Raw genomic sequence first — 20920 nt, 5'->3', positions numbered from 1 at the left:
CAATCCTTTAATCAACAAAACCAATGCAATTCAACTACACTTACAAAAACAACACAACCGTCCAAGAAAATGGTGCCAACACCCAGATGTCATTTTCACCCGATACCACCCGTCCTCCCACATACTTCATCGGCGAACTACGACAAAACATAGCATTTCGCGAAGCAATAAGTGCCTTACACGATGTCGTCATCTCCGACCTACGCTTTAAACCCAAAGATAAAACAGCGTATAAAGAATGGCGCCAACAACAAGAAGACCTAAACTGGGACTTAACAGCAGCAATGCGACAAGATGTAACAGCAAAAATCCAAACCCTGCAACAAGAATACAACCAACTAACCAAGGAAAGTTACGAAAGACTGGCGCCATTTTATGCAGCCAGACAAAAATACTTTAACTATATTTACGAAAAAGACCGAGACGCATGGTTTGTCCTCGACCCAGTAATCACAGTACATCCCGACGAAGTCTTCTTTGAATGCTTTAGTATAGACGAATCAAGTTATGGGCGCCTGAGTGCCAGTTACGAAGTCTTCAAAAACATTAACGAATTTGCCTGTGGAACAACCAACGTAGACTACTCAGCAGCACTATACGAAGAATTTCAAAAAATCCGTACCTATAAAACCACCGAACTAAAAGTAGATCCATCCGGGTTTGAAGTCGAAACCACCAACGAAGCAGCATACAAAGAAGTAAAAATAGACTTACCAGACACTTGGGTACGGGGGTTCCTGCAAGTAAGTTCCGCAATGTGCTTACCAACAACTCAATTCGATCTACATCCAACCGATGTGTATAATATGTGTTTCATACTGCGGCGCCATAAAGAAAAACAAGGCCCCCGCAGTATGCGCTACCATCTCGAACCGGGAAAACCCATCCGTATCGTATTTGAACCGTGGAACATCGAAGTAACCTGTCCTCGTTCACCCTACCTTGGTTCAGAACCGCAAACAATACGAGTATGGGGACGTAGGCGCCTACATATATTAGAACGTCTCATACCCATCGCCAAAAAATTCACCGTACATTTACTAGGCACAGGGATGCCATCATTTTACATCGCCGACCTCGGCGACATGTCATTTACCCTAGGACTATCAGGGTGGACAGCAAACGACTGGTCAACATCAGGAAACTTTGACTTAATGGCGCCGCGTGCGGATGTCGATGAATGGACACAAAAGCAAATATTTAACGCACTGCGTGAAAATTGGGTAGAAACAGCAGATGATTTATCAAAAAGATTAAAACTAAGTCGCGCAGCCATAACAGGAGCATTAAGTGTTTACACACAAGCTGGGCGTGTAATATACGACTTAAAAAAACAAGTCTATCGCATTAGAGAACTTAGTCGCGACCCTTTACCAATGGATAGATTGCGCTTCGCCAACGAACGCGAAGAAAGCGCTACAAGGTTTATAAGTAAAAATGCCGTCCAAATAACATCAGTCACCGACAGCAACAATAGATTGACAATAGAAGGTAGCGTAAAAGACAAGCAAAAAACTTATACACCATCTTTGACGATTGATAATGACGAGCGTATAATTGGAGCAGAGTGTACTTGCAACTGGCACCAGCAAAACAAACTGTTCAAAGGACCATGTGAGCATATTCTTGCGCTACGAATGCAAAATAGTCGTGGGCGCCAATAATAAAATAAATAGTTGTGTAAGCGCGCTGGTAAAAAATCCTTGCAAACTGGGCGGTGTATCGCCGTCCGTGCATATAGTCTAAACGCGCATCACTAGTCTACTCTTGACTGTGCGGTCTTACAGTACTACCCGGTATTCCGGTTTGACTTTTATAAAGTGAATGAACCGGGTAGTACTGTGACCGCTTGAGTTGAGTAACCTAGTCCCCAGAGATTTACGAAGGGAAACCAGCGCGATTTTTTTATGCTTATATATTGCAAACGGTTAACAACCACCGTAATAAGTAGCAAAACAGCTATCAATATGAGAATCAAGCTTAATCAAAGCATCCCAAGACTTGGCGCCAATAACACCATCAGCAACCAAACCAGAATGTGCTTGAAAATCCTTAACAGCTTGAACAGTCAAAGAACCAAACACAGCATCAAAAGCACCATTATAAAAACCAGCACCAGACAAAGCTTGTTGAACAGACTTTACAACACTTCCAGTGCTATTTAACCGCAAAACAGGTAAACTAGCGGCGCCATCACAGATAAAATTCCAAGTAGCAGCATCCGTGATACCACTTACATTGATAAAACCAAGGCATTGTAAATATCTAACAGCAGTCTCAGTCTCAGAACCAAAATCAGCATCAACAGCAATTTCTAAAGCAGGTGTATAAATTGTTGCCAAACGTTGATTAAGACGCTTTTGCATCTCCTTAACATCTTGACCATTATTACCAAGTCTTAAAGTAGGTTTAAAAGTGGGGCATTGAATAGCAGTCATGTTTTTAATCTCTTGTGAGTGTGATTTACATAACTAAGCTTCAGCCACCATCGTAAGAATTCCAGAATTTTCTTATCACCCTTAAGAGTACTTTCCTAACCATTAAGTACTGTATGGACAATTCCAACCTTTCATATGTCAACAAAATTATTTTTTCTCCACATCTACCCAAAATCGAGAAACTGCGAATAAACTGGAAAAAGCTTACGCTTTTTTCTGTGTTTGCTTATATATATGTGTATCTTTAACATTTAACTCACATTCTCCCCTAACTCGTAAGGTGCGTGACGCTACTAAATCATTAGTGTTGTTTCACAATAGTTATAGCGTCACGCACCCTACCTTTTAACTCAGCACTCAGCACTCAGCACTACCATGTCCGATCAACCTCGTACTCGTCAGGAACTCTACGACCGTATTCGTCAAACTGGGAAAGACGAATTTATTCTTGAAGAAATGATACGTTTTGGCTTTTGGGCGCCTCAAGGTACAATACCCTCTGACCCAGCGGATGAAATTCGGCGCCAGGGAGAAATTAGGGGCGAGTTAGAAGCACTACGTCAAGAAAGCAGTCGGCTTCGCAATGAAAAAGAATTGCGGAAACAAATGCTCAAGCAGCGTTTGGAAGAGTCGCGACGCAAACAAAAGGAAACAAAAGAACGGCGCGAAAGAGAACGACTTGAACGCGCGGCAGCATGGCAAGAGAAAAAACAAAACGATATTATCTACCTTGGGGAAGATGTATCAGGAGGCTTAAACAACACCGAAGCAAATATCGAACGCCTACAAAGTAATAATTTACCTCTTTGTAATACAGCCTCAGAAATAGCCCAAGCAATGGGAATAAGTATTGGTAAGCTGCGTTTTCTCGCTTTCAACCGTAAAACTTCCACAATTTCGCATTATATTCGTTTCAAAGTTCCAAAGAGAACAGGTGGAGAAAGATTAATTTCGGCGCCAATGCCAAACCTTAAGCAAGCGCAATACTGGATACTAGAAAATATACTGAACAAACTCGAAGTACACGATGCAGCACATGGGTTTCGTCAAAATCGTTCCATTATAACCAACGCAACACCTCATGTTGGCGCCAATGTGATTATAAACTTTGACCTTAAAGACTTTTTTCCATCAATCTCTTACAAACGTGTCAAAGGATTATTTCAATCTTTTGGTTACTCCGAAGCAGCAGCAACTATTTTTGCCCTAATTTGTACTGCTGCCGACATTGAACAAGTCGAACTTGATGGTAAGACATATTATGTTGCCCTAGATGAAAGACATCTTCCCCAAGGTTCACCAGCAAGTCCAGCAATTACAAACTTACTCTGTCGTCGTTTAGACAGACGTTTACAGGGTATGGCAGAAAACATTGGATTTACCTATAGTCGTTACGCCGATGATTTAACCTTCTCAGCATCAGGTGAAAATCAACGACATATATGTAATATCCTCAGACGTACAGAATCAATAGTAACCCACGAAGGTTTTAATATAAATCACGACAAAACGCGCGTTCTGCGTAACACACACCAACAAGAAGTCACAGGCATTATCGTCAACGACAAACTAAATATATCCAAAAAAGTCCTAAAGAAATTTCGTGCCACTTTATATCAAATCGAACAAGAAGGACTTCAAGGAAAACACTGGGGAAACTCCCATAATACACTTTTAGCAATCACTGGGTTTGCCAACTTTGTTGCGATGGTAAACCCAGAGAAAGGCGCCGAATTTCAACAGCAAGTTCAACGCATTAAAAACAAACACAGGAAAAAGGGCAAGAAGGTGTGAGAGTTCGTAGTAAGCACTTCAGTGCTTAAATTAAACACTAAAGCACTTACCACAAACACCCTTTAACTAACCTTAGTCTTCCATTCCGGCCCAGCATTAATCACCGTACTTTCCGAAACAGTAGTACCATTCATGAACCAAAGGGTATTATCACCACTATTAGGATTGCGCCAGAAAATATCGGTCTTGCCATCATCATTAAAATCAGCGATGGTATATTTTAACGATGGGTCAGTCTTAGATAAAAACGCAGAAGTCGAAATAGCAGAGCCATCCATTAACCAAGCAGTATTTTCTCCAGTTTTCTCATTCCGCCAGAAAATATCGGTTTTACCATCACCATTGAAATCACCGATATCAGCTTTCCAATCAGAACCCACCTTATCTAAATCACTGCTAAACAGCAAAGTGCCATTCATCAACCACATTGATGTATCACCTGTATTTTTGTTCTGCCATAACACATCATTTTTACCATCACCATTAAAATCACCTATTTTATAATCCCAAGTTGCGTCCATTTTTTGTAAGAACGAACCAGAGAAATCAGTACCATTCATTAACCATACAGCTGTTTCTGAAGTTCTCTTGTTTGTCCAAAACAAATCGGTTTTACCATCACCATTGAAATCAACTATAGTTGGTTTCCAGCCCAAATCAGTTGTTGTAGTCAAATAAGCTGCAGTAGTGACATTATTGCCATCCATCAACCAAGTTGCATTTTCGCCCGTTGCATTATTGTGCCAAAAAGCATCACTTTTACCATCGCCATTAAAATCAGCAATATCCAAATCCCAATTCGAGTCTATATTTTGCAGTTTAGTTGTACTGGCAACATTGGCGCCATCCATCAACCACAAAACATTTTCACCCGTCTTCTTATTGCGCCAAAAGATATCGCTCTTAGCATCACGGTTAAAGTCCCCTAGCTTATAATCCCAGTCGGAACTCATACTAGGCACAAACTTCGCATCAGAAATATTTTTGCCATCCATTATCCAAATTGCGGTTTGACCAGTCTTATCATCGCGCCATAATAAATCTTTTTTTCCATCCCCGTTAAAGTCACTATATGTAGCTGGGTTACTGAAAATCGAATTAGGGTTTGGGTTAGAAAGAGGTATGTTATACGCTTGACTAGATATATCCTCAGAACCCGAAGATTTACCAAAATCAAAAGAAAAACCCGGTTTGTCTACATTAATAAGGTCATTTTTGGGTAAAAAGGCGCCTACAGAATCAAGATTCCCAAAAGGTGTATTCATAGATAGTGTGGAAGAACTCATGACTAATTTTGTGATAAATTTTCAATAATTTTTAACTCTTTTGACTCAATAATCTGTCAAATCTTAACACGCCTTATTTTTGTAAAAGTAGCGTAAATATCATTTTAAAACTCAAAATCCCGACTTTAAAATGCTTTGTCGGGAATCTTATTTGTTATAATTATATAACTGTTGTCTTCCATTCAGGAGGAGCATTAGATACTGTGCTTCCCGAAGCTGTTGTACCATTCATAAACCAAATCGAGTTGTCACCAGTAGTGGGATTACGCCAAAAGATATCAGTTCTTCCATCTCCACTAAAATCACCAATAGTGTACTGTAGCGATGGGTCAATTTGTGGCAGGAATGCAGAAGTTGCAATAGACGAACCATCCATTAACCAAGCAGTATTTTCTCCAGTTTTGGTGTTATGCCAAAATACATCGGTTTTACCATCACCGTTAAAATCGCCAATACTATCTGTCCAGTCGGCGCCCATATTATTTAAATTGCTGCTAAACAGGAAAGTTCCACTCATCATCCATACAGAAGTATCACCTGTAACTTTGTTGTGCCACAATAAATCACTTCTGCCATCACCATTAAAATCGCCTGTTGTATAATCCCAAGAAGAGTCCATTTTTTGTAAGAACGTACCATTCGAGTTAGTACCATCCATCATCCATACTGCTGTTTCGGTTGTGGCACTATTTCGCCAAAAAATATCACTCTTACCATCTCCATTAAAATCAACTATGCTAGGAGTCCAAGACAAATCTGTTTTAGCTAGATATGCTGCGGTTGTCACCGTGGTATTATCCATTAACCAAGTAGCATTTTCACCAGTTTTAATATTATGCCAAAAAATATCGCTCTTACCATCACTATTAAAGTCAGCAATGTTCAAATTCCAGGCAGGATCAATAGTTTGTAATTGAGTAGTATTTGTAACATTATCACCATCCATCATCCACAATACATTCTCACCCGTTGTGGTATTGCGCCAAAAAATATCACTTTTTCCATCGCGATTAAAATCACCTAATTTATATTGCCAATCAGCACTCATTTTGGGTAAAAACTTAGCATCCGTAATATTACTACCATCCATTAACCAGATTGCTGTTTCACCTGTTTGACTATTACGCCATAGTAAGTCTGTTTTTCCATTCCCATTAAAATCAGCGTGTGTGGCTGGACTACTAAAAATAGAGTTAGGATTTGGGTTAGTTCTTGGTATATTATATGCTTGATTTTCAACGTCATAGTCAATTGTTTGACTAGGATTTGATGAACGCAAAAAATCATTTGTATAACTAGTTTTATTTACATCAATGAGGCTGTTTTGTTGAAGAGTATTATTTACAGAATATATGTTTGCCGAATAAATAGGTGTAGATAAGCTGGAAGCATTCATAATAATTAGGAGTATTTTTAGATGTTTTATGTTGTATTACATGCTATTCATATTCTTTCAAATCACGGTGTACAAGTGCAGGAGATATGCGCTTAAATACCGATTATTTTGAAAAACGACAAATAATTTTTGTAGAGACGCAGCGATTAAACCACGTCTCATACAAATTTATGTAGCTAAAAAACTACGCAGTGTACCAACCAACTGGAGTAGTATTCACAGCAGTGCTAGTGCCATCTCCAGACCAAATTATATTTTCACCAGTCTTAGTATTGTTCCAGAACAGTTCGGTTTTACCATCACCGTTGAAGTCACCTAAGCTAGATGTCCAATCAGAACTCATAGTTGGTAAAGCAGTTCCAGTTGCATTGGCGCCATTCATTACCCAACCTAGATTTTCACCAGTAGATACATTACGCCATAGCACATCAATCTTTCCATCATTATTTACATCACCGAAGGAATATTTCCAATCAGAACCGGCGCCTTGTGTAGGTAAGTCAGCTGCTGTAGCATTAGCACCATTCATCAACCAAGTTTTATTTTCACCTGTTTTGGTATTGTGCCAGAAAATATCAGTTTTCATGTCACCGTTGAAGTCACTAGCAGATAACTGCCAATCAGAACCAGCACCAAAATTCGCGAGCGCAGTACCATTAGCTAGCTGAGTACCATTCATACTCCACAAAGAATTTTGACCTGTTGCAGAATTATGCCAAAGTAAATCAGTTTTACCTGTACCATCAACACTTACAACAGTAGAAGTCCAATTAGCATCAGTTGTTGGTAACATAGCAGCAGAAGCAACATTTGTACCATCCATTACCCATGCAGCATTTTCACCCGTACTCTTGTTGTGCCAAATTAAATCACTCTTACGGTCTCCATTAGTATCCCCAACAGTAAAATCCCAATTTTTATCTGTAGTTGGCAGTGCAGTACTAGCAACTATATTTCCACCATCCATTACCCAGGCTTCGTTTACTCCAGTATTTTTATTACGCCAAATTAAATCAGTTTTACCGTCACCATTCAGATCTGCGATTTTGTAATCCCAGTCAGCACCGCGCGATGGTAAAGCTACTCCTTGAGGATTGGCGCCATTCATCATCCAAATAGCAACTTCACCCGTTTGCGAATTGCGCCAAATTTTATCAGTCTTACCATCACCGTTAAAATCAGTGTTGATAGCTGCACTACTAAAAATTAGGTTGGGATTAGGGTTTAAGCCTTGAGACTCAACTGATTGTGAAGAACCTTTTAAACTTGAAACATTATTCGAGTATAAACTTTCATCAAAACTATTTTTACCCTGAGTATATATTGAAGCACCAGTACCAGTAGAAAGCTCTGTGGATTTTGTCGAATCAAACATAGATTAGTTATTGTCAACAATGTTCATCCCCCTTTTTATTATTTATTTGCAATTAAAAGTGTTACTTCAGAACATCCAAAGCCCTTTTCCACTTTTTTCAGTAAATTATATTGTTTATCAATAACAATGTTTATTTGTGAAATATTCCTAATTATTTGATTTATAAAAGCAGATATTAATAAAGTTAACTTCCAATACTACTCGGTTAAGACATTTTCCTAAAATACGATCCCCCTAACCCCCCCCTGATAAGCTACCGAACCCACAATTGAGAGGCGCCTTTACCTGCACGCCGCTATTTAGTGTTACCTAACAACTGCGGCACCTCTCGTTTGCATTATTACTTTTTACTATGCATCTTGGTAGTGGTTGCCAAGAAAATTGGCAAATTCTTGGGGATTAGGTTGGGGAATACCGTTGAGTTTGGAGAAAGCAATGATTTCAATCGCGATTTTTAGGACTAGATCAGTAGTTTGAGTTACGTCTGCTTTGGGAGTGATGTTGCTTAAGAAAGAAAGAAAGCCAATTTTTTCACCAACTTTGTTGGCTAAAGCAGCTGTTGCCATTGCCGTATCTGCTTTATCAATGGTTTGATACAGTTTAACGGCTGTTTGGTAGCCTTGTTGTGGGTCATTATATAAACTAACAGCGTGAGCGCGAATTTTCTGAATTACATTAGCATCGGTTTCTCCTGTAATCGTGCGGATACTATTGTCAAATCCCAGCAGATTATTCCACTGACCTGGTGCAATAAAATCAAGAGCCTTTAATACTTTGACGGTAATATTGTCATTGGGTAACTTGTCAACCAATTGAATTATTGATTTATCCATAGCCAATTATCAAATTCCCACATAGTGTTTGCTTTTACAATCGGGTTCAGGTATACCTGGAAAGTTATGCAAGCATTAACTGAGCCATATTGCTAGAATTCCCCCATATCGCAGCAAAGTAACTTTTTCTCACAAATTTTAAGATTTATTACAAACGTCCTGTTTAATGCTCAATGACCTGTAGATTGGGAGAAAAAGCGTGATAAAAACTTCGGAGCGTGTAAGTAAAAGCTCAGTTGCGGGCAATAATCCGGTAGCTAAAATAGCTATTAGTGGTTCATGTCAATAGTTTTGGTGTGATATATTTTTTACCACAGAGACACAGAGAAACAGAGATAAGAGTTAAGAGAGTTCTAGTTCGGCGCCTACACCCCAAATTTAATGACACGAACCAAAGCGTGGTCTGTGTCAGTAGTTTTGGTGTGTAGGGTGCGTCAAAGCTATTACAGTCTTCAATAAAACGAAAGATCATGTGCTTTGACGCACCATCCATTAGTCGGTGCGTGACGCTACAAGTCTTGTCGTAAATAGTACAATTTTTCTGTGGCGTCACACACCCTACCATACCGTAACGGTAGGCGCCAACATACCAAAATTAATGACACAAACCACCAGTTAAAGGCAGAGTAATTACTGGGGGATATAAAAAACAGCCCCAGTAATTTGGTGAGGACTTTGAGCGTTTACTAATAACTGACATCTTGCACCTCTACGTATTAATTCTTGATTGTAAACATATATGTGTTTAATAATACTAACGCGCATAGTCCATTTTAATGGACTTTTGCTATTAGCAAGCGTGACTTTTAGTCCTAGGCGGGTATGAGCGTAGTTATAGACTCTGCAATTAATAATATTACATGCCAGAATATAGGTGCAAGATATAAGCCTCCGACTGGCGCCCCAAGCGCACCAGTAAAATATGAAACTAGCACATTTTTTGGAACCCTTACTATATATGGATTATTTGAATGTGCAAGTTAGGAGATAAATCAATCATTACCAATAACAGAGGAAGCATTTGAGTTTGGTAAAATTGACAGTGCGTTAAATTTTCGGCGTTGCTTATATGCGGGATGAACTAGCGCTTGGAACTATTAATAATTGGTTAGAAATTGGGCAAAACATCCCATGATTCAGCAACGCCAAATTTTCAACCACTTACTGAAACTCAGATAGTCGAAAAAAGCCTTTCGGAGCTTTCAACTAACTAGAAGTGACTGTAAGCCTTGACAATAAAAGAAAATTATCGATTGGAATTAAAATTTAGCACGCTATGTACGCAAAAACCAACTTATTGAGCCGATACGGCGCCTAGATACCCAACATAAATATTAGCGTTTTTGTTAGGTACTGTTCCTCCACCCAACCTACAGTTCATCCGTTACATCCGCTTTTATCCGTTGCCAGGTTTTTCCAATTCAAATTTTATACACAACTCATTAAAGTTTACTTCGTCTACAGTAAAATTTAGCGCCACTACTCAGCTTATAACTGTAGTTTTAATTCATACAATGCTGTCGGATAACAGTATCAAAAGCATCTATTTGCAACTGCAAGAGTGTTTTTTCTGAATAATAACTTATAAAAATATGAACAAAGCTAATGCTCTCTTCAAGATTTATTAATAAAGTATATTATTAGATTCAACTTATTAGATAATAAAGACTGGGCGAGAAAATAAACCCAGGTTGTGTATCTGTCAAAATTCAATGACAAAAAACCCATTTGACCAGTTTTCAAAACAATTCTTCAAAGAATGTCTATCACCTTTGGGTGAAGTAAAAATCAGCGAGGAAATACCTGGGGAACCGAGATTTGTTGATATTTGGTTTATCCCATCAACTCAACCACCTGTAGAGGACTTACCAGATTTGGGTATTTTAGCTTCAATAGCTGAAACACCCTGTTTGTTAGAACCGTTCCGCAAGCAACCAACAGAATGGGAAATCCGCAGTTGCGTTGGAAAATTAGTTCACCTAGAAGCAGAACTGCGACGTGAAAGTAAGCGAGATGAGGACACAATATCTAAGGATGAACTGCCACGGTTGTGGATTATATCAACCACTTTTTCCGATGAACTGTTAAATAAACTGCCTGCTCATAGAGACCCGAATTGGCCAGAGGGTATTTATTTTTGGGGAGAAGTACTTTTGACAAGAATTGTTGCTATTGACAAATTACAGCGTATTCCCGAAACACTGTGGTTGAGAATTTTGGGTAAAGGCTTGACTCAGAAACAAGCTGTTGACGACGTAGTAGCTTTACCGAAAGGTAATCCCAAACGTTCCAAAATTTTATCGCTACTTTACACTTGGAAGATTAACATAGGAATAAGCACAGAAAATGACAATGAAGATAAAGAAGAGTTACTTATGAATTTATCACAAGCTTATTTGGAATGGGAGCAAGAAACCGTAGAGCGCGGTAAGGAGATTGGCAAGGAGATTGGCAAGGAGATTGGCAAGGAGCAGGGACAACGCCAAGTTGTGGAAAACTTGCTTATATTTCGCTTTGGTTCGCTAGACCCAGAACTAGAAGCAATTATTCCATACGTCTTAGCACTATCTCCATCAGAATTTACCCCTGTGTTAATGCAATTGTCGCAATTGTCGCGCGAGGAACTAATTACCAGATTCGTCACCCAAAATTAACAATTGTAGGTTGGGTGTAAACGGAGTTTTCCCGCAGGGTAGGCGCCTCGATACCCAACCTATACCCATCAATATTTGTTGCTTAATTATGTTAAAGTCGGCGCCACTTCATAAATTCGATAATCATTTGGTGAGTACTGGTATTTATCCTTGTGAATTGTTGTTTCCTTTATCCATACGTATTTCCAAGACTCTAATTCCTTTCCATACCGCTGCTTTCTTAAATGCGCTTGGCTGCCATGAGGTAAAATTAACTCATTGTCAACTTCTTGAGTGAGAATACCTTCATTATTGGCGCCAAACCGACCGAGAGCATTATGTAAGTCGGTAAGTAAACGTTCCCTAAGCGCGCGGATAGTACTCGATAGTTTTGACTTTGCTTCGGGGGTGAGGTAAGACATAAAGGAGTAATGAGTGCTGAGTTGTAATTGTATCGTGAGTGTGGGTAAATTTGGCAACGGATGGTAAACGGATGTAACGGATAGATTGTTTATTATTGGAGTTGGTTATTTTATGAGAGTCTTTACAGATGAACTAGATTATTCGGATTATCATGTTTACACTTACGAGGGACAAGATTTTACGGGTATTGAGGCGCGAGAATTTCGCGTCGGGTCAGCTATTAGCAGAAAATTCTTATGTGGATGGTATTTTACAAGGAATTTCAAGGGAATGGTATAAGAGTGGACAGATGCACTACGAATATTACTATGAGTCAGGAGCTTTAGATGGTTTGTGTAAAGAGTGGTATGAAAGTGGAAAATTAAAAATAGAATGTTTATACAAGCACGGTATTATTGTTAGTAAAAAAGAATGGGCTGAAGATGGAAAGCTGATTGAAGAATATCAACTTAACGAAGATGATCAAAGTTTTAAATTATTAAATAAGTTAAGTAAATTGAAATAAAATCTCACAGCCTACAGTTTACAGAGAGTAATGTCTAAACCCAGGAGAGCGAAACCCTATATTTATTTACTTGTCGCGATTTGAGCAAATATACTACTATACAATGCCATAAATTTTGACTCTTCAATTGGCGCCTTGCAGTAGAGCTTAAAAAAGAGGCAGAAAATTTATTGTTAGAGCAACTGGCATCAAAAGAGGCGCCTCTAATACTAGGACACATAAACTTTTTTACAGAATTTGACGTATGTTTTTATCGCTACGATTTAGTTACAATCAGAGTCGGTGCGTGACCTACAAGTTTTATTACTACGCTCAAATCATTTCAAGGTGTCACGCACCCTACCCCAATGCGTGTTGGCGCCTCCAAATGCGTGAAATCGCGACATTCTATCGTAGGGTGCGTAACGCCATAACAATCTTTCAACGAAGCGAATAATCTCATAGCGTTACGCACCTTACTTACTCACCACTTCAAATGGAATCGACATCACAGCTAACTTCGTAGTATCAACCCCACGTTCTCCATCAGGAAGTTGGATATTATCAGCACTAGTTCCACTACGAGTGCTTCTGTCTAAATCATCAAGTAGACTATTGGTTAAGTCTAAAAATTGGTCTCCGGTTGCTGTAATGAAGCTGCGTTTACCAGCTTGTCCTTGGGCATCTGCGATTGCTTGGAGTTTATCGAGTAAATCGTGTAATGGTGTTGGACTGGCGATAATAAGTATTTCTGAAAAGCCGAGTGGCTCGCCAATTCTTATCCTTGTTCCGCTACGTTGATGTTCGGTTGTAGGAATTAAGACTTTAGTTCCTGTTTCGATTGATGCGGCTAATATGGCTTCTTCCGTCCGATCATAGGGAAATAGAACACCCATGTCTCCGGCGCTATCTATGCCTAAAATACTGACATAAAGAGGTACTGATTCTTGATTATGAACCTGGAAAGCTATTATTGTGTTCAAGGGTAATTTTAGTATACCTGAGTCGGAAATATTTACTGGTTTGGTTGGTGTTGATTGGTTTCTATTATCATTATCTAGTTTGGCACCACGAGGTGTAAAAGTCTCGGCGAGAGGTTTTTGACTATCAGCAATAATCATGGAAACAGAAATACCGATTTTTGATGTATTTTGATTACCAAGAAGATGTTTGACCATTCTCCCAGCCCAGAATGATGTCAGTTTTGATTGTAAACGTTTAACTGCGGCAATTACTGTTTCTCCGGAATCGTCAAAGGAGTTAACAATAATTGCATCTAAGGTAGGCGTAAATAAACCCAAACTACCCACGGGAGGAAAATTTGGTATATTTTGTTTCTGTAATTCCTGATATTTGGCTTTAGTCATGCGAGCAAATATATACTGCACTTCCTTTTGTCTCAGGGGTAGGGCTTCGATACTAGGTATTGCTTGTAGTGCTTGTTTTGCTTGAGCAATAGTATTACTATCAAGAGAACTATCATCAAGTCCGATTTTTAAAGTAATATTTTTGGGGATAGTACGGATACGTTCTTGTAAAAGAGTTCCTATTGCTAATGGGGTTTGTGTGCGTGTGGTGTTGAGCAATTTTGCCTTTGCAGATAATCCCTGACGCGATTCAATTTGTACTTGTCCCCGTGGTTCTCCTTTTTCATCCACAACTGTTAATATTGCACTTTTGTTAAAACCTTCTATACTTTGGGATTCAATTCCACCCAACCATAAATTTACTTGGTTGCCATTTACACCCGTGACTACGGCTTCTGCGGGAATTGGTTTAGGTGGCAAAAAGTATAATGGAGAATTGAGATTTTTAATGTTCCTTTCTATTTCTGCTTCTTGAGAACCGCCTGTGTTAAATGCTAAAATCTCAGCTTTGCTTCTAACACCTGCAAAAGTTTTTGCAAAAGGTTCATTTCTATTTAGCTGCCACAGATATTGAGTTAAAGCGTATGTAAAAGCTCCAGCGCTAAAGTCACTAAATTGACCATCCACAGCGAATTGATCGCGTTTGGCAGCTGTAATTACGATTCCCTTAGCAACGTTTTGGCGCCGTTTGTTGAGAAATTCTGCTTGTGAAAGTTTGGTTTCCCTCAACAATCTTTGCTGTTCTTCATATTCTGCTTTACTGGGTAAGAAATCACTGCCACCATCGCGCGAACGAACCGCAAAATTTCCCCGTTTTGTTCCCCCTGAGTGACAGGAATCTAATACTACAGTAACGTTTTCGGTTTGCAATGCGTACATGAGTAAAAACAGGGTGTGTCCCATAATATCTTGCACTACACCACCATTGGTCGGTAAGGAACTATCAACAGGTACTATTGTACCGTTAAGCCCATCGGGCATATCTTTGTCTTCATCTTTTACGCGCGAACCATGTCCGGAGAAGTGGAATACCACTACATCACCGGGTTTGGCTTGCTTGATGAGGTGTTCGTTGAATGCTTGTAAAATACCTTGCCGTGTGGCTTGTGCGTCGGTTAAAGTTACAATATTTTTGGGATTAAAGCCAAAGCGGTTGGTTAGTAATTTCTGCTGTAAAAAAACGTCGTTTACGCAACCTCCTAGAGGGGATATGTTGTTTTTGTAATCGTTAATTCCCACAAGTAACGCCAATTTACGGGGTGTGTCTTGTGCTAAAGCTTTTGCGTAACGTTCTCCTTGACGCATGATATCTAACTGGCTGATACCCATTGTGGCTAAAGCGGAACCAGCGAATTGGATAAATTGACGACGTTTGATGTAGGACATGGTAATTTTGGATTGTTTGGTTATAGCGTTTCCTAAGCAACTGAGGTACACCTAATTCTTTATTGCCAAAACGAACAGCTTTAAAAATGTACTTCACTAGACCGGGAAACGCTATATGTGTATTTCTGTGGGTGTGGGAGGATATGCCAGTTTTGACCTCTAGGGGGTTAGGTCATTCAGATTCCCCTATGAGGGTGAAAGCTGCCCATTGTGATGGATTTGAATATTTTTTCTTGGTATCAAGCATGGCTTTTCTTAATGCTGTAGCTTTGTCCATTTTTTGTTGCAAATTTTGATAAAATTCAGTCATTAAAAATGAAGTTGAACCATCATCAACTGACCATAGGGAGACGATGACGCTGGGTACTCCTGCACTGATAAAAGAGCGAGATAAACCGATAACACCATCCCCTGTAATTCTTCCTCTACCTGTGTCGCAAGCACTGAGAACTACTAAATTGGCTTTGAGTTCTAAGCCGAAAATTTCTTCTGTGGTGAGGAGTCCATCGTGCTTTTGCTCTTCTTTGCTAAGAGAAGATGAGGAGGAGTTAGAATTTTCTGGTGTTAGAGCAATGGAACTATCTAAACCGCGAATATCATCAAATAATCCGTGGGTGGCAAAGTGAATAATTTGTGCTTGGGGTAAGCGCTGGACTACGGTTGATTCTGTTGCTTGCTTGCCAATTAAGGGTTGAATTTTAAATAAATTAGCGATGACCTTAGCTTCTTTTTCTGCGTAAGGTAAAGGTGGTAATTGTTGCGGTTTTTCGTCAATTTTGATTGAGACTTTAGGCATGATGGGATTACCCACAATCAGCATATCATTAGTCTGTAGGGGTTGGTTTCCAAGTTTTTGATGTTGTTTTCCAGTTAAATCTAAAACCTGAATTGATGGGGATGTGAGGATGGTATGTTTATCAATCAGGTATTTGCCATTTTCATCTTGTAATGCCGGGAATGGAACTAGGAATAATGAGCTTTGCGGTATGAATACTACTTTGTCAGTTTCTTTTTTGGGCAACAGGTCAGCGATGGGTGAGATTAATATTTCGTGGAGTTTTTGTAAGCGTTTTTTCTGGTTTTCTGGATTTAGTGGAGGTGGGTCTTCTAATTTAGCGCCTCTGACACCTATTGATTGACGGCTAATTTTAACTAATTGCTCTAAATTGGTATTTTCTTTCTGCCATAATGGTTTAAGGTCTGCTTTGCGAAAGATTATTTGACCTGTGGGTTTGATTACCCAGATATATAACTCTGATTCTTTCCATTCTGTTTTATCCGCAACTTTGAATTCATTAGTAATAATTGAATATTGGACGAGAGTAGAATTTTGCGCTTTGGCGATTTGTTTAATCTCTGAAATCTTTGGTGGGATTGGGAATTGTTCTTTGAGATTAGCAAATAAGCGGGAAGCAAGTAACTCTACAAAAGCACGTCCCCGTCCGCGTTCGGCTATTTCTAAGGCTGCATCAGTTTTATTTTGGGCGATGAGGACTATCTGTAAAAGTCTGTAGGTATTTCTTTGAATTTCAAAAATTGAGACTTTATTTGCATCGTCTAATTTTTTGTTTCGTAAAGACTCTTTAACCTTAATACTTTCAAATAAGTTTTTTTCTGCCAGAAAGAGATTACCAGATTTGTAAAAAGTATATCCTAGATTGTTTAAAGCCTTCCCTTCGCTTGTAGGGTCTTTGATTTCTTGCGCGATCGCTAAACTTTGCTTGTAGTACTCAATGGCTTTGGGGTAGTCTCCCTGGTAAAGGTAGGCAGAACCAAGTTCTCCGAGTGAGTGACTCTCGCCTTGACGGTCTTTGATTTTTCGGGCGATCGCCAAACTTTGTTGTTGGTACTCAATGGCTTTTGAGTAGTTTTCCAGACTATTGTAGGCATTACCAAGATTTCCCAGTGATTGACCCTCGGTTTGATGGTCTTTAATCTCTCGGGCGATCACCAACACTTGTTGAAAGTACTCAATAGCTTTGGGATAATCTCTCAGAGAAAGGTAAACATTACCAAGATTTCCTAGTGCATTACCCTCGCCTTTAGGGTCTTTGATTTCTCTGGCGATCGCCAATTGCTGCTGATAGTAGTCAACAGCTTTGGGGTAGTCTCCCAGAGAAAGGTAAACACTACCGAAATTTCCGAGTGAACTACTCTCACCTTGACGGTCTTTAATCTCCCGTGCGATCGCCAAACTTTGTTGTTGGTACTCAAGAGCTTTGGGGTAGTCCCCCAGTTCAAGATACGCAGCACCGATAACTGTCAGCGCAGACTGTTCACTTTGAGGATCTTTAATTTCCTGTGCGATCGCCAAACTTTGCGTGTAGTACTCAATGGCTTTTGGGTAATCTCCCAGAGAAAGGTAAACATTACCGATATTTCCGAGTGAACTACTCTCACCTTGACGGTCTTTAATTTCCCGCGTGATCGCTAAACTTTGCTTGTGGTACTCAAGAGCTTTGGGGTAGCCTCCTAGAGAATGGTAGGCAATACCGAGATTCGAGAGTGCATTTGCTTCAGTTTGACGGTCTTTAATTTCCTGTGCGATCGCTAAACTTTGCTGGTGGTACTCAATGGCTTTAGGGTAGTCTCCCAAGCTAAAGTAGGTAAGACCTAGATTTCCCAGTATTCTTCCCTCACCTTGACGGTCTTTAATTTCTCGTACAATCGCCAAACTTTGCTGGTGGTACTCAATGGCTTTCGGATATTTTCCTAGACTATTGTAGGTATTGCCGAGATTTCCCAGTACTTTTGCCTCAGTTGGACGGTCTTTAATTCCCCGAGAGATCGCCAAGCTTCGCTGATAGTACTCAATGGCTTTCGGGTAGTCTCCTAGATTATCGTAGGCAAGACCAAGATTTACTAGTGCTTTTCCTTCACCTTGATGGTCTTTAATTTCCCTTGCGATCACTAAACTTTGCTTGTGGTACTCAATGGCTTTCGGGTAGTCTCCCAAGTAAAGGTAGGCAGTACCAAGATTCGAGAGTGAGGCTCTCTCAAAATGACGGTCTTTTATTTCCCGTGCGATCACCAAAACTTGCTGACAGTATTCAATAGCTTTGGTGTAGTTTCCTAAATCAAGGTTGGCTTGACCAAGATTTCCCAATGTGGCACTCTCAAAATTACGGTCTTTTATTTCTCGGTAAATAATCAGCGCTTGCTGCCAAGATTGTAATGCTGCATCAAATTGACTGGTTTGATACTGCTGAATACCTTGCTTAAACAGTCTATCTGCTTGGGCTTTCCGTGCATCTACCGTTTGTGCCAAAACCCGCGATTCAACCGACACCATCGGCAACCGAGAACCCAACGAAGTAGAAAAAACAGCCAACAGAAAAATAAACACACTTAGCCCAATTTTGCAGGAACGCATCGTCATACCCCTCACCACTACAACAAACCAATCAACGTAAAACCAGACCAATCGCGAGTATTTGGGTGCTTTTTCATAGTTTCCAGCATTGCTTGACGTAATGCACTCGCTTTATCCGTATTTTTGTTTAAATTACCATAAAACTCAGTTATTAGAAATGCCGTTGCCATATCATCTACTTCCCACAAGGAACCAATGACGCTATCCGCACCGGCGCCTATAAAAGCACGGGAAAGCCCAATGACACCATCACCAGTAATTTTTCCCAAAGCTGTATCGCAACCAGTCAAGACAACTAAATCGGCTTTGAGGTTCATATTCTGAATTTCTTCAGTCCTCAACCAACCGTCATCTCGATCCGAAGAAGCAAGCGCGATGGCGCCAGGAGAGTTTCCTTTTTGACAATCATTAGAAAAAGCATTGGCTGCTAGGTGAATTATTTTGGCTTGGGGCATTTTTTGCGAGATAGCGGTTTCTGTGGCAGCATCACCAATAAGTGCTTGGGCTTTAAATATTTGTGCGATAGCGTTTGCTTCTTTCTCCGTACCTGGTAATGGTTGTGATTTACAGGCTTCCTCTCCTGGTTGTATAGGTGTTTTTGGTGCGGTAGGATTACCTACTATTAATAATTCATCAGCTTTTATATCTTTGGGGACGAAAGGTTTTTCACCCTGACGTTTAATTTTCCTTTGGTAAAGTAAATCTAATGCCTGAATTGATGGTGCAGTGGAAATTGTGTGTTTCTCAATCAAATATTTGCCATTTGCATCTTTTAATGCAGCAAAGGGAACAGTGAACAATTCACCTTGAGGAATAAAAATAACTTTTTCATCTGCTTTTTGTGGTAGTAAATCAGCTATAGGTTCAATTAATACTTGATGCAATTTTTGTAAATCTGGTAATGAGTTATTTTTCTTAGGTTTAGATTCGATTTGAATTCCTTTTGTGCCTGCACTTCTAGCGCTCAACCTGCGTCGTTCTCTTCTAAATAAGTCTAAAAATGAATTCTTTTCTATTTTTCCCCAAGCTTTTAAGTCAACTTTGCGAAATTCTACTTCCTCAGTGGGTTTAACGACCCAAATATATAGTTCTGATTCTTGAGTTTGGGTTTTACCATCAACGATGGATTCGTTCGAGATGATTGAATATTGTACAAGTGTGGCGTTTAGTTGTTTCGCTGTTTTGACAAGTGATGATTTATTTGGTTGTTGAACTGGAGAATTATCTTTGTTGCCTACTGTTGTTTCTAACTGATTTAATGATTTTTCAGAAGCGATTACATGATTGATTGGAATTGATATTATAGAAACAACACTAAGAGTTATTGTCGAGATAGCTATCTTTAAGAGATATTTTGGATTTGGCATGACTGTGAGAGTGATTAAGGTTGGGAGATTTGAAAGATATTTCGTCATGCTAGAGATTCCCAACTTTTTCAAAAATCGGGAATCTTAGCTTAGTATTTGTACTAACTAAGTTGCTTTAGCAAGTCAAGTGCTGTCTTCATATTTTCAGTTTTACCTTCTTTCTTATACAGTTCCGCAGCTTGTCGTAGGTCTGCAACTGCTCCCTGTTTATTACCTAAATAACCTTGAGTGATACCGCGCCAGAAATAAGCATGGGCAAAGTCTGATTCTAGTTTGATTGTTTGATTAAAGTCAGCTAGTGACTGTTCGTACTTTTTTAAGTGAAACTGAGCAAAACCTCTACCAAAGTATGAGTAATGGGAATTTGGATCAATGCGAATTGCTTGGTTAAAATCATCAACTGCTGGCTGATACTTTTGTATTTGAGTGTATGCTAGACCTCGAAGTATATAGGCGCCATAATTATTCTTATCTTGTTGTAAAACCTTGTTACAATTTTCAACTACCTTATCATAATCACCCTTTTCTAGGTACTCTCCTGCTTGATTTAACAATGTCTCGATGTTGCTATTTTCAGTAGAGTTAGGCGCCGATTGTAGTTTAATTGAGGGTAACTGTTGTTGGGGCTTGAGTTGAGGTTGAAGTTGAGCGATAATAATAGGCTCGGATTGATTGAGGCTTTCTGCGAATACTTTGGGACTAGAAACAATTGCACCTAATACAGCCATGCCGAGTGCTAATGTGATTTTTTTCATTTTTTTGATT

Annotated in this window: 13 protein-coding genes and 1 pseudogene; 4 read left to right on the top strand and 10 right to left on the bottom strand. The window is 39.5% G+C overall.

The features are described 5' to 3' along the window. The first annotated feature begins 23 nt into the window (after positions 1 to 23). Positions 24 to 1664: an SWIM zinc finger family protein gene (locus AC2JBO_RS00635; protein WP_496951678.1), complete on the top strand. Its 1641-nt coding sequence runs from the start codon at positions 24 to 26 to the stop codon at positions 1662 to 1664. Positions 1665 to 1928: 264 nt separating this feature from the next. Here AC2JBO_RS00635 and AC2JBO_RS00630 read toward each other — a convergent pair whose 3' ends face one another. Further along, the gene (locus tag AC2JBO_RS00630) at positions 1929 to 2438 is read right to left on the bottom strand and encodes a peptidoglycan-binding domain-containing protein (RefSeq protein WP_496951677.1); all 510 of its coding nucleotides are present in this window, start codon (positions 2436 to 2438) and stop codon (positions 1929 to 1931) included. Positions 2439 to 2813: 375 nt separating this feature from the next. On the opposite strand from AC2JBO_RS00630, the gene AC2JBO_RS00625 reads away from it, so the two are divergent. Beyond that, entirely contained in the window at positions 2814 to 4232 is a 1419-nt protein-coding gene (locus tag AC2JBO_RS00625; protein WP_496951676.1) for a reverse transcriptase family protein, read from the top strand. Positions 4233 to 4294: 62 nt separating this feature from the next. Here the strand turns inward: AC2JBO_RS00625 and AC2JBO_RS00620 are convergent, their stop codons facing one another. The 4 genes and pseudogenes from AC2JBO_RS00620 to AC2JBO_RS00605 all read right to left on the bottom strand — a co-directional run. Beyond that, positions 4295 to 5518 carry an FG-GAP repeat domain-containing protein gene (locus AC2JBO_RS00620; protein ID WP_496951675.1) on the bottom strand — a complete coding sequence of 408 codons (1224 nt, stop codon included), beginning with the start codon at positions 5516 to 5518 and terminating at the stop codon, positions 4295 to 4297. 160 nt (positions 5519 to 5678) lie between these two features. Next, positions 5679 to 6914 carry an FG-GAP repeat domain-containing protein gene (locus AC2JBO_RS00615; protein WP_496951674.1) on the bottom strand — a complete coding sequence of 412 codons (1236 nt, stop codon included), beginning with the start codon at positions 6912 to 6914 and terminating at the stop codon, positions 5679 to 5681. Between the two features lie 184 nt (positions 6915 to 7098). Further along, positions 7099 to 8289 carry an FG-GAP repeat domain-containing protein gene (locus AC2JBO_RS00610; RefSeq protein ID WP_496951673.1) on the bottom strand — a complete coding sequence of 397 codons (1191 nt, stop codon included), beginning with the start codon at positions 8287 to 8289 and terminating at the stop codon, positions 7099 to 7101. A 353-nt stretch (positions 8290 to 8642) separates the two neighbouring features. Then, a pseudogene (locus AC2JBO_RS00605) lies at positions 8643 to 9122 on the bottom strand (hypothetical protein); the annotation flags it as partial. 1712 nt (positions 9123 to 10834) lie between these two features. Here AC2JBO_RS00605 and AC2JBO_RS00600 point away from each other — a divergent pair. Further along, positions 10835 to 11776, top strand: a complete 942-nt coding sequence (locus AC2JBO_RS00600; RefSeq protein ID WP_496951672.1) for an RpnC/YadD family protein — start codon at positions 10835 to 10837, stop codon at positions 11774 to 11776. 86 nt (positions 11777 to 11862) lie between these two features. Here the strand turns inward: AC2JBO_RS00600 and AC2JBO_RS00595 are convergent, their stop codons facing one another. Beyond that, complete coding sequence (locus AC2JBO_RS00595) at positions 11863 to 12177, bottom strand: hypothetical protein (protein WP_496951671.1); 315 nt, start codon at positions 12175 to 12177, stop codon at positions 11863 to 11865. Between the two features lie 239 nt (positions 12178 to 12416). Here AC2JBO_RS00595 and AC2JBO_RS00590 point away from each other — a divergent pair, with 239 nt between their 5' ends. After that, complete coding sequence (locus AC2JBO_RS00590; RefSeq protein WP_496951670.1) at positions 12417 to 12683, top strand: toxin-antitoxin system YwqK family antitoxin; 267 nt, start codon at positions 12417 to 12419, stop codon at positions 12681 to 12683. Between the two features lie 455 nt (positions 12684 to 13138). Here the strand turns inward: AC2JBO_RS00590 and AC2JBO_RS00585 are convergent, their stop codons facing one another. The 4 genes from AC2JBO_RS00585 to AC2JBO_RS00570 form a co-directional block, all read right to left on the bottom strand. Then, entirely contained in the window at positions 13139 to 15415 is a 2277-nt protein-coding gene (locus AC2JBO_RS00585) for a caspase family protein (protein ID WP_496951669.1), read from the bottom strand. Positions 15416 to 15587: 172 nt separating this feature from the next. Beyond that, on the bottom strand, positions 15588 to 18794 hold the full coding sequence (locus tag AC2JBO_RS00580; protein WP_496951668.1) for a CHAT domain-containing protein: 3207 nt from the start codon (positions 18792 to 18794) through the stop codon (positions 15588 to 15590). 11 nt (positions 18795 to 18805) lie between these two features. Then, positions 18806 to 20203, bottom strand: coding sequence for a CHAT domain-containing protein (locus tag AC2JBO_RS00575; RefSeq protein ID WP_496951667.1), 1398 nt, complete (start codon positions 20201 to 20203; stop codon positions 18806 to 18808). Between the two features lie 53 nt (positions 20204 to 20256). Next, positions 20257 to 20910 carry a tetratricopeptide repeat protein gene (locus AC2JBO_RS00570; protein ID WP_496951666.1) on the bottom strand — a complete coding sequence of 218 codons (654 nt, stop codon included), beginning with the start codon at positions 20908 to 20910 and terminating at the stop codon, positions 20257 to 20259. Between the last annotated feature and the right edge of the window lie 10 nt (positions 20911 to 20920).

Source organism: Calothrix sp. CBUCES-K 9914 (assembly GCF_059640475.1).
Note: the sequence above shows the minus strand (reverse complement) of the source record. Positions and strands in the feature narration are given on the sequence as shown.

Excerpts from the sequence above, each read along its gene's own strand:
- AC2JBO_RS00595 (WP_496951671.1), bottom strand. The coding sequence starts at position 12,177 with ATGTCTTACCTCACCCCCGAAGCAAAGTCAAAACTATCGAGTACTATC.
- AC2JBO_RS00610 (WP_496951673.1), bottom strand. The coding sequence starts at position 8,289 with ATGTTTGATTCGACAAAATCCACAGAGCTTTCTACTGGTACTGGTGCT.
- AC2JBO_RS00600 (WP_496951672.1), top strand. The coding sequence starts at position 10,835 with ATGACAAAAAACCCATTTGACCAGTTTTCAAAACAATTCTTCAAAGAA.
- AC2JBO_RS00620 (WP_496951675.1), bottom strand. The coding sequence starts at position 5,518 with ATGAGTTCTTCCACACTATCTATGAATACACCTTTTGGGAATCTTGAT.
- AC2JBO_RS00635 (WP_496951678.1), top strand. The coding sequence starts at position 24 with ATGCAATTCAACTACACTTACAAAAACAACACAACCGTCCAAGAAAAT.
- AC2JBO_RS00580 (WP_496951668.1), bottom strand. The coding sequence starts at position 18,794 with ATGACGATGCGTTCCTGCAAAATTGGGCTAAGTGTGTTTATTTTTCTG.
- AC2JBO_RS00630 (WP_496951677.1), bottom strand. The coding sequence starts at position 2,438 with ATGACTGCTATTCAATGCCCCACTTTTAAACCTACTTTAAGACTTGGT.
- AC2JBO_RS00585 (WP_496951669.1), bottom strand. The coding sequence starts at position 15,415 with ATGTCCTACATCAAACGTCGTCAATTTATCCAATTCGCTGGTTCCGCT.
- AC2JBO_RS00575 (WP_496951667.1), bottom strand. The coding sequence starts at position 20,203 with ATGACGAAATATCTTTCAAATCTCCCAACCTTAATCACTCTCACAGTC.
- AC2JBO_RS00570 (WP_496951666.1), bottom strand. The coding sequence starts at position 20,910 with ATGAAAAAAATCACATTAGCACTCGGCATGGCTGTATTAGGTGCAATT.
- AC2JBO_RS00625 (WP_496951676.1), top strand. The coding sequence starts at position 2,814 with ATGTCCGATCAACCTCGTACTCGTCAGGAACTCTACGACCGTATTCGT.
- AC2JBO_RS00615 (WP_496951674.1), bottom strand. The coding sequence starts at position 6,914 with ATGAATGCTTCCAGCTTATCTACACCTATTTATTCGGCAAACATATAT.